Here is a 9,285-nt window from a genome sequence, read left to right as displayed (position 1 = left end):
TCCCGTGCCGCGGCGGCCGCTCTAGTCTACTTTGGGCCCGGCGCGCCGAGTTCAAGAGGGGCGGATGCCGCGTCGTGCACGCATCCGGCCGCCGGGCAGGCTCAGCGTGCCGACCAGGCCCCCGGCCGCACCCCGAGCGCGGTGACCAGGCCGTAGGCGCTGATGCCCAGCGCCACCCCCAGGAAATGCCCGTCCAGCCCCATGCCGGCCACGTTGGCCAGCAGCCAGCCGCCGCCGGCGGCCAGGCCGATGCGGGCCAGGCCGGCTGCCACCGGCCAGCGCATGCGGCCGGCGCCCATCGAGGCGAAGTAGAGCGCCATGCCGAGGCCGAAACCGCCGAAGGCCGGGCCGACCCAGGACAGCGCGCGCGCGGCGATGGCGGCCACCTGTGCATCGTGGGTGAAGAGCGCTGCGAAGCGCGCTGGCGCCAGGCCCACCGCCGCGCCGACCAGTCCGGCCACGGCCAGTGCCAGCAGCGCGCCGGCCCAGGCCGTGCGCCGCGCCGTGGCCCAGTCGCCGGCGCCGACCGCGCGGCCGACCAGCGCGGTCAGCGCCGAACCCACGCCGAAGGCAAGCGGGATCATCAGGAATTCCAGGCGCGCCGAGATGCCGTAGGCCGCCACCGCGGCGGTGCCGTGGTGGCGCAGCTGGGCGGTGACCAGGATGGTGGTCAGGTTGGCCACCGAGGCCAGCGCGCAGGCCACCAGCCCGACCGACAGGATGCGCGCGAAGAGCGCGCGCGAGGGCCGCATGCGCAGCACCGGCGTGAAGCCGGCGCCGCCGTGCGCCACCACGACGGCCATGGCCAGCGCGGCCGCCCACGACACTGCCGCCAGCGCCGCGCCGATGCCGGCCAGGCCCATGCCGGCGGGCTCCGCCAGCAGCCAGGCCAGCAGCGGGAAGGCGATCCACATCAGCGACAGCACGCGCGCGGCCAGCGCGTGGCGGCCGCCGCCGCGCAGCACCGAGGCCAGCGTATTGGCCAGCCAGGCCGGCACCGCGCCGGCGCCGAACAGCCAGATCGCATAGGTGGTGGCGGCCTCCGCCGCGGTGGCGCCGGCCACCGCGCCCAGCACGCCGCGCGGGAAGCCCGCCAGCGCCACGGCGAAGGCCAGCCCGGCGGTGATGGCGATGATCAGCGCGTGCAGCACCAGGGAAGAGGCCTCCTCGCGCCGGCCCGCGCCCAGGGCGCGCGCGATGGCCGAGACCACGCCGCCGCCCATGGCGCCGGTGGACATCTGCTGCAGCAGCAGCGCGAAGGGCAGCACCACCGCCCAGCCGGCCAGCGCGGCGGTGCCCTGGCGTGCCGCCAGCCAGGTCTCGATCAGCTGGGCGCTGGCCTGCAGCAGTGCGATCAGGCTGGTGGGCGCGGCCAGGCGCAGGATGCCGCGCAGCAGCTGCGGGGTGGGCAGCGCCGCGCGGGCGGCGCCGGCGCGGGGCAGCGCGGCGGCGGCGGTCGGGGATTCACGCATCGCCGTCCTCCCGCGCCGGTACGCCGGCGGCCAGCCCGCCCGGCTCGTTTGTCGCGGCAGCATCGGCATGCGCCGCCTCGTCACCGAAGTGCCGTTGCAGGTAGGTGCCAGCCGCGGGGCCCGGCCGCACGCGCAGGTCGTCGAGCGTGATCGGCGAGCCATCCGCGCGCGCCAGCGCCGGCGGCTCGATGGCTGCCCCTGTGGCGCGATCCTGCAGCACCACATAGGGGCCGGCGGCGTCGGTCATCCAGCGGTCGGCCCAGGCCTTGAGCGCCACGAAGGCGGGGAAGAAGTCGCGCCCCTTGGCGGTCAGTCGGTAGACGTGGCGCACACCATCCGTGCCCGGCACGCGGGCCATCAGGCCGTGCTCGACCAGCGACTTCAGCCGCGCGCTGAGGATGTTGGGGGCGATGCCCAGGTGGCGCTGGAATTCGTCGAAGCGGGTGCTGCCGTAGAAGGCCTCGCGCAGCACCAGCATGGCCCAGCGCTCGCCCAGCACCGCCATCGAGCGGGCCACGGGGCAGGCCATGGCGGCAAAATCGGTATGGCCCATCGTCGTCTCCTCCGGCTCGGCCTGTTGTGCTGTGGTGTTCCGACTTGCGATCTGCAAGCCCGCATCTTAGCTTGCAATTTGCAAGTTCGGTGGCCGTGCCGATTGCCGCATGGCTTGCGGGGCCATGCCCGGGCGGCGTCAGTCCGCTGCCGCTTCCCGGAACACGTCCAGCGCCGGGATCTCCTCGCGCAGGAAGCCGATCAGCGCGCGCGTGGCCAGGGTGGGGTGGACGCTGGGTGTGGTGATCAGGTAGAGCCGGCTGCCCAGCCCCTCGGGCTGCCACGCCGGCAGCACCCGCACCAGGCGCCCGGCATGCACGTCTTCCCAGCCGGCATAGGCCGGCAGCAGGGCCACGCCATGGTGTTCGCGCACGGCGCGCAGCAGGAAGGGGAAGTGCTCCGACTGCAGGTGCGGGCTCAGGGAGACCTCTTCGCGCTGGCCGTCGCGTTCCAGCCGCAGTGCGAAGCGCCGGCCGGGGTAGGGCGGGCACAGGAACTGGCAGCTGGCCAGGTCGGCCGGCGTGAGCGGGGTGCCGGCGCGTGCCAGGTAGTCGGGCGAGGCAAAGAGCTGCCAGCCGATCTCGCAGACCTCGCGCGCCACGTGGTCGAGCGGCGGTTCGGAGGTGACCTTGAGCGCCACGTCGATCTCGGCCGAGATCAGGTCGACCACGCGGTTGGCGAAGAACACGCGCAGCGTGATGCCCGGGTGCCGCGCCGCGAAGCGCAGCAGCAGCGGCGCCACGAAGCTGTCGCCCAGCCCGGTCGGCACGCTCATGCGCACGTGGCCGCGCAGTGTCTTGCCCAGGCTGTCGATCTCGGCCTGGGCCGCGGCGACTTCGCGCAGGATGCGCAGCCCGTGCTGGTACAGCGCGTGGCCCGCTTCGGTCAGTTCGAGGCGGCGCGTGGTGCGGCGCATCAGCTGCGCGCCGGCCTGCGTTTCCAGTTCGCGCAGCTGGCGGCTGACCTGCGAGCGCGTCACGCCGCGCCGGCGGCCGGCTTCGGCCAGGTTGCCGGCCTCGACGATGTCGGCGAAGGCCTGGATGAGGTTGAGGTCCATCGTGGTCGGAATGGTGCGGGCTGGCCGGTCCATCCGGGATTGCCAGCGGGATTGTCGCGTCTTGCGCAACATTGTGATTCCGACCTGGGCAATTGTCGATGCGGTGCCACGCCGCTACAGTGGGCTGCTTCTGCCTGCCGCGCTCGTGCGGGGCGGGCGAGGCACGATAACGACGACCGCAAGACGGCAGGAGACAAGCGATGTTCAAGAGCGATCTGTTCGCCGGCCAGCGCGTGCTGGTCACCGGCGGCGGCACCGGCCTGGGATTCGCCATGGCCGACCAGCTGGCGGCGCTGGGCGCCGAACTTCACTTGTGCGGGCGGCGCCTGCCGGTGCTGGACGAGGCCGCGGCGCGGCTGCGCGCGGCCCACGGCGGCATGGTCGCCACCCATGCGGTGGACATCCGCGACGCTGCCGCCGTCGACGCCATGGTCGAGTCGATCTGGCAGGCGCACGGCCCGCTCGACGGCCTGGTCAACAACGCGGCGGGCAACTTCATCAGCCGCACCGAGGACCTGTCGCCCAACGGTTTCCATGCCATCTCCGACATCGTCTTCCGCGGCACCTTCTACACCACCCAGGCGGTCGGCAAGCGCTGGATCCGCGACGGCCTGCCCGGCGCGGTGCTGTCCATCGTCGTCACCTGGGTCTGGACCGGCTCCCCCTTCGTGGTGCCCTCGGCCATGTCCAAGGCAGGCGTCGATGCCATGACCAAGTCGCTGGCGGTGGAGTGGGGGCGCCACGGCATCCGCTGCAACGCCATCGCCCCGGGTGTGATTCCCACCGAGGGCGCCGGCGCGCGGCTGCGGCCGACCGATGCGCGCCAGGAGGAGATGAGCGGGCAGAACCCGACCGGCCGGCTCGGCCGCCCGCAAGACATCGGCAACCTGGCCGCCTTCCTGCTGGCGCGCGAAAACAGCTGGATCAACGGCCAGACCATCGCCCTCGATGGCGGCGACTGGCTGGCCAACGGCGCCTATTTCAAGCAGTACCTGGACTGGGGCGACGCCGAGTGGCAGGCCGCGCGCGAGCGCATCCAGGCACGCAATGCCGCCGACCGCGCGGCGCGCACGGTCGGCGCGCCCGACGCCGATGCCGGCCAGGCGCCGCCAGCACCGCAGGCATGACAAGCATGACAGACACGACAAACAGCCAGGCGCTAACAGCCAAAGGCCAACCGCAAACAGGAGGAGCACCGATGTCCGCCGATCTCTACTTCGAAGGCACCCACTACAGCGGCGCGCAGCTCGCCGAGCGCGGCGCGCGCCTGGCCGGCGGTCTGCGCGCGCTGGGCGTGCAGGAAGGCGACGTGGTCGCCGTGCTGCTGCGCAACGATCCCATCTATGCCGACATCGTGCATGCCTGCCGCACGGCCGGCTGCTACTACTGCCCGATCAACTGGCATTTCACTACCGAGGAGATCCGCTTCCTGCTGAGCGACAGCGGCGCCAAGGTGCTGATCGCCCATGCCGACCTGCTCGACGCCGCGCGCGACGCGGTGCCGGCCGGCGTGACCGTGCTGGCGCTGGCGCCGGGGCGCCACGGCGAGGCCGGCGCGGCGGGCGCGCCCGGCGTGCGCGACTACGAGAGCTGGCTGCGCGCGCAGCCGCCCTACGACGGCCCGCGCGTGGCGCCGCGCGGCCACATGGCCTATACCTCGGGCACCACCGGCCGGCCCAAGGGCGTGCTGCGCGCGCCCATCCCGCTGGAGCGGCTCGACGCGCAGCTGGCGCAGATGCGCTCGGTGGTCGAGCAGACCATGGGCGTGGTGGCCGGCTGCCGCGCGCTGATGTCGGCGCCGCTGTATCACAGCGCCCCCGGCGTCTTCATCCAGAACGCGCTGCAGGTGGCCGAGCGCCTGGTGCTGACGCCGCGCTTCGATCCGGAGCAGGTGCTGGCGCTGGTGCAGGAGCACCGCATCGACGTGCTCTACCTGGTGCCCATCATGTACGTGCGCATGCTCAAGGTGCCGCCGGAGGTGCGCGCGCGCTACGACCTCTCTTCGCTGCGCTTCGTCGCCTCCACCGGCGCGCCGTGCGCGCCCGAGGTCAAGCGCGCCATGATCGAGTGGTTCGGCCCGGTCATCCATGAGACCTACGCTTCCAGCGAGGCCGGCATGATCACCGTCGCCACGCCGGCCGATGCGGCGGCCCGCCCGGGCACCGCCGGCCGGCCGGTCGACGCCGCGCAGGTACGCATCCTCGACGAGTCCGGCCGCCCCTGCGCGCCCGGCGAGGTCGGCCTGGTCTACGTGCGCCAGCCCGCCTACCCCGACTTCACCTACCGCCACAACGCGGCCGCGCGGCAGGCCATCGACCGCGACGGCATGGTCAGCCTGGGCGACATGGGTTACCTCGACGCCGACGGCTACCTGTTCATCTGCGACCGCGCCTCGGACATGGTGATCTCGGGCGGGGTCAACATCTACCCGGCCGAGATCGAGCATGAACTGGTGCGCTATCCCGGCGTGGCCGACTGCGTGGTGTTCGGCGTGCCCGACGACGAATACGGCGAGCGCCTGCTGGCCATGGTGCAGCCGGTGCCCGGCGCGCAGCTGGAGGAGGGCGCCATGGTCGAATGGCTGCGCGGCCGGCTGTCCGGCTTCAAGGTGCCGCGCACCATCGTGATCGAGCCGCAGTTGCCACGCGACGAGACCGGCAAGCTGGCCAAGCGCCGCCTGCGCGACAAGTACTGGGCCGGGCGCACGCGCCGGGTCTGACGCCGCCGGCACCGGGCCGCCCGCATCGGCTATGCGCGGAGCGGACGCCGGCAGGCGAGCCAAAAGACAAGCAAAAAGACGAGCAACAGGAGACACCATGCTGCACCGTATTCCCGCGGGTTGGCGCGCCGGACTGGCCGCCGCCCTGTGCGCCGCCCCGTTCTGCATTCCCGCCGGCATCCCGGCCGCCCGGGCCGCCGCCTTTCCCGAGCGGCCCGTCAAGCTGGTGGTGCCCTACGCCCCCGGCGGCTCCGCCGACCAGCTCGCCCGCGCGCTGGCCGACGGCATGGGCCGCGACCTCAAGCAGCCGGTGGTGGTGGAGAACCGGCCCGGCGCCAACACCATGATCGCCGCCACTGCCGTGGCACGCGCGTCCGCCGACGGCTACACGATGCTGCTGGCCAGCAACGCCAGCATGGTGCTCAACCCCATGCTGTACAAGAAGGTCAACTACGACGCCAGGCGGGACTTCAAGGTGGTCTCGGTGGCGGCCGAGATCCCGCTGGTGGTGGTCACCAACACACAGGTGCCGGCCGGCAATATCCGTGACTTCGCCAGCTATGCCAAGGCCAACGCCGGCAAGCTCAACTACGCCTCGGTCGGGCTCGGCAACCCGCTGCAGCTCGCCACCGAGATGCTGAAGACGGAGCTGGGCATCCAGTTGACCCACGTGCCCTACAACGGCAGCGCGCCGGCGCTGTCGGCGCTGCTGGCCAACGACGTGCAGCTGATGATCGACGTGGTGAGCACCTCGCTGCCGCACATCAAGGCCGGCAAGCTCAAGGCGCTGGCGGTGACCGGCCGCGAACGCCTGGAGGTGCTGCCCAACGTGCCCACCGTGGCCGAGAGCGGCCATCCCGACTACCAGGCTGCGACCTGGTTCGGCCTGGCGGTGCCCGCGCAGACGCCGCCCGAGGTGGTGGCGCGGCTGCAGGCGGCCGCCGCGCACGTCACCGCCGACCCGGGCTTCCGCCGCACCTTCGCCGAGCTTGGCCTGGTGATCCAGCGCCCGCGCGACAGCGCTGAGATCCAGCGCTACGTCGATGCCGACCGGGCCCGCTGGGGCGCGGTGATCCAGGCCAACCACATCGCGCTGGACTGAGCGGCTGCCGGCGGGGGCACGGCTTGATGCGGCTCGGCACGGCTCGGTGCGGGCGAACGCGACGCAACGCGATTCCACGCGATTCCACGCGATTCCATGCGGCACGAGCCGCGTCGAGGGGCGTATAGTGCCGGGGATGCCGCGACGTTTCCGGCGCCCGGGAGCGGCTGCGGTGTCCCTGCAACCGCCTGCCGCCCCATGAACGACCAAGAGACCAACCCGGCGTCCCGTCCCGGCGCCGCCCCGCCCGGGACCGGTTCGGCTGAACCCGCCGGTTCTGCCGCCGCCCCGCCTTCCTCATCCCCTGCCTCCGGTCCTGCCGCGGCGCCCGGCGCAACTGCCGCGCGGCGCGCCGCGGGGCCCGATCACGCTGACCCGGACGATGCCCCCGCCGTGGACGACCCTGACCTTTTGCGCGCGCTGGGCCGCCGCGCGCGTTCGGCCGCCACGCGCAAGTCGCGCCAGGTCGGGCGCCTGTCGCGCACCACCATGCGCTACACCGTCTTCATGTGCGGTGCCGGCTGCGTCGCGCTGTTCTCGATGGTGTTCGCCTGGCTCGCTGAATGGGCGCTGCAGTGGAACGAGCGCATCACCACGGCCAGGCCGTGGCTGGCCTTCCTGCTGCTGCCCTGCGGGCTGGCGGCGCTGCGCTGGCTCACCATCCGCTTCGCGCCGCAGGCGCGCGGCAGCGGCATCCCGCAGGTGATCGCCGCGGTCAACCTGCCCGAGGCGGGCACCGCGCAGAACATCCTGGTGTCGTTCCGCCAGTCGATGTGGAAGGTGGTGCTCACCGCCGGCGGCCTGATGGCCGGCGCATCGATCGGCCGCGAGGGGCCCTCGGTGCAGGTGGGGGCGGCCGCCATGCTGGCGTGGGGGCGCTGGTGCCACGAACGGCTGCAGTTCCGCATCGGCTTCCATCCCAATGCGCTGATCGCCGCCGGCGCCGCCGGCGGGCTGGCCGCGGCCTTCAACACGCCGCTGGCCGGCGTGGTGTTCGCCATCGAGGAACTGGGCAAGGGCACGGCCGTGCGCTGGGACCGGCTGGTGCTCACCGGCGTGCTGACCGCCGGCTTCCTGTCGCTGGCCATCTTCGGCAACAACCCGTACTTCACCGTGCGCACGCCGATCCTGGCGCTGCACAGCGCCTGGGGCCCGGTGCTGCTGTGCGCGGTGCTCAACGGCGTGCTGGGTGGCCTGTTCGCCAAGGCGCTGATCGGCGGCGTGCCCGCGCTGCTGCCGGCGCGCTGGCGCGGCTGGCCGGGGCGCCACCCGGTGCAGGTGGCCTTCGGCTGCGGCCTGGTGGCCGCCGCGATCGGCTGGGCCACCGGTGGCGCTACTTTCGGCACCGGCTACGGCCAGGCCGCCGGCCTGATCAACGGCGTGCCGCACGAGACCACGCTGTGGTTCGGCGTGGCCAAGCTGGTGTCCACCGTGGTGTCGTATTTCGCCGGTATCCCCGGCGGTATCTTCACGCCGTCGCTGGCCATCGGCGCCGGCATCGGCGCCAACGTCGCGCATTTCATCACCGGCATGGCCGAGCCGCGCGTGCTGGCGCTGGTATCGATGGCCGCCTTCCTGGCGGCGGCCACGCAGGCGCCGATCACCGCCAGCGTGATCGTGATGGAAATGACCCGCTCGCAGGACCTGACCCTGTTCCTGCTGGCCGCCTCGCTGCTGGCCTCCTTCCTGGCCCGCCAGTTCTGCCCTCATCCCTTCTACCACCACGTCGGCCATGCCTTCCGGCGCGAGGCGGTGGGGCTGGAGCGCAAGGCCGCGCCGGCTTGAGCGGGCGCCGGGTGGAGCGTGCTGCGCCCAGGTGTGGCGGCGTTCAAACACCTGCCCGGCAGCGTGTGCCGCGCCCGTTGCGGGCATGGGCGGATGCCTTACCATGGGCCCGCGCCGGCGCACTGTCCGGTGCGCGCGACGGCGCCGCCCGCGCCGGATGGCAGCCTTTCGCTTCACCGGGGAGCACAGATGGCCACGCAAGGACCGGCGGGACGCCCCGCGCCCAGCAAGCAGGCGAAGGACCCGCCGCCCCGGCCGGATCCCGACATGGTGTGGCATACGCGCGGCCCGCGCCACGAGGTGCGCCAGGACGCCTCCCGCGCGCGGCCCGGCCGCCGCGAACTGCCGCCCAGCCGCGTGCCGCGCCTGCTGCTGTGGGCCTTGTTCCTGGCGGTGCTGGCCGGACTGGCCAACGCGGTGCTGCGCATGACGGCCTAGCGCCCCTCCGGCGCCCGCGGCCACATGCCGCCGGAGCCACCGGAACGGACCGGCCGTGCCGCTCAGGAACCGCCCGGGCCGGCCGGGCTCCAATCCAGTCTGTGCCCGGTTTTGTCTGCCTTGTTCGCCGCGCACGGCGCGCAGGCGCGGGAAGCCGGCA

The 9,285-nt window shown here is 73.2% G+C and carries 8 protein-coding genes; 5 read left to right on the top strand and 3 right to left on the bottom strand.

Translation table 11 applies throughout. From position 1 onward, the window contains the following. Window positions 1–101 precede the first annotated feature (101 nt). The 3 genes from BKK81_RS18300 to BKK81_RS18290 form a co-directional block, all read right to left on the bottom strand. Window positions 102–1,472, bottom strand: a complete 1,371-nt coding sequence (locus BKK81_RS18300) for an MATE family efflux transporter (protein WP_071015824.1) — start codon at window positions 1,470–1,472, stop codon at window positions 102–104. Then, a complete protein-coding gene (locus tag BKK81_RS18295) occupies window positions 1,465–2,025 on the bottom strand; it encodes a winged helix-turn-helix transcriptional regulator (RefSeq protein ID WP_071015822.1) in 561 nt (186 codons plus the stop codon). The genes BKK81_RS18300 and BKK81_RS18295 overlap by 8 nt, the downstream gene beginning before the upstream one ends. 138 nt (window positions 2,026–2,163) lie before the next feature. Further along, window positions 2,164–3,081, bottom strand: a complete 918-nt coding sequence (locus BKK81_RS18290; protein WP_071016622.1) for a LysR family transcriptional regulator — start codon at window positions 3,079–3,081, stop codon at window positions 2,164–2,166. A gap of 200 nt (window positions 3,082–3,281) precedes the next feature. Here BKK81_RS18290 and BKK81_RS18285 point away from each other — a divergent pair, with 200 nt between their 5' ends. The 5 genes from BKK81_RS18285 to BKK81_RS18265 all read left to right on the top strand — a co-directional run bounded on the left by BKK81_RS18285 (window position 3,282) and on the right by BKK81_RS18265 (window position 9,125). Next, window positions 3,282–4,208: an SDR family oxidoreductase gene (locus BKK81_RS18285; RefSeq protein WP_071015820.1), complete on the top strand. Its 927-nt coding sequence runs from the start codon at window positions 3,282–3,284 to the stop codon at window positions 4,206–4,208. Between the two features lie 71 nt (window positions 4,209–4,279). Further along, window positions 4,280–5,800, top strand: a complete 1,521-nt coding sequence (locus BKK81_RS18280) for an acyl-CoA synthetase (RefSeq protein WP_071015819.1) — start codon at window positions 4,280–4,282, stop codon at window positions 5,798–5,800. Window positions 5,801–5,897: 97 nt separating this feature from the next. Next, window positions 5,898–6,902 (top strand): Bug family tripartite tricarboxylate transporter substrate binding protein, encoded by a 1,005-nt coding sequence (locus tag BKK81_RS18275; protein ID WP_083384169.1) that lies wholly within the window; start codon window positions 5,898–5,900, stop codon window positions 6,900–6,902. A 198-nt stretch (window positions 6,903–7,100) separates the two neighbouring features. Beyond that, window positions 7,101–8,687, top strand: coding sequence for a chloride channel protein (locus BKK81_RS18270; RefSeq protein ID WP_071015817.1), 1,587 nt, complete (start codon window positions 7,101–7,103; stop codon window positions 8,685–8,687). Window positions 8,688–8,876: 189 nt separating this feature from the next. Continuing rightward, window positions 8,877–9,125: a hypothetical protein gene (locus tag BKK81_RS18265; RefSeq protein ID WP_071015815.1), complete on the top strand. Its 249-nt coding sequence runs from the start codon at window positions 8,877–8,879 to the stop codon at window positions 9,123–9,125. Window positions 9,126–9,285: the final 160 nt, after the last annotated feature.

Source organism: Cupriavidus sp. USMAHM13, from assembly GCF_001854285.1.
Taxonomy (GTDB): domain Bacteria; phylum Pseudomonadota; class Gammaproteobacteria; order Burkholderiales; family Burkholderiaceae; genus Cupriavidus; species Cupriavidus malaysiensis.
The sequence above is the reverse complement of the archived record's forward strand: the minus strand, read 5'-3'. Positions and strand labels throughout refer to the sequence as shown.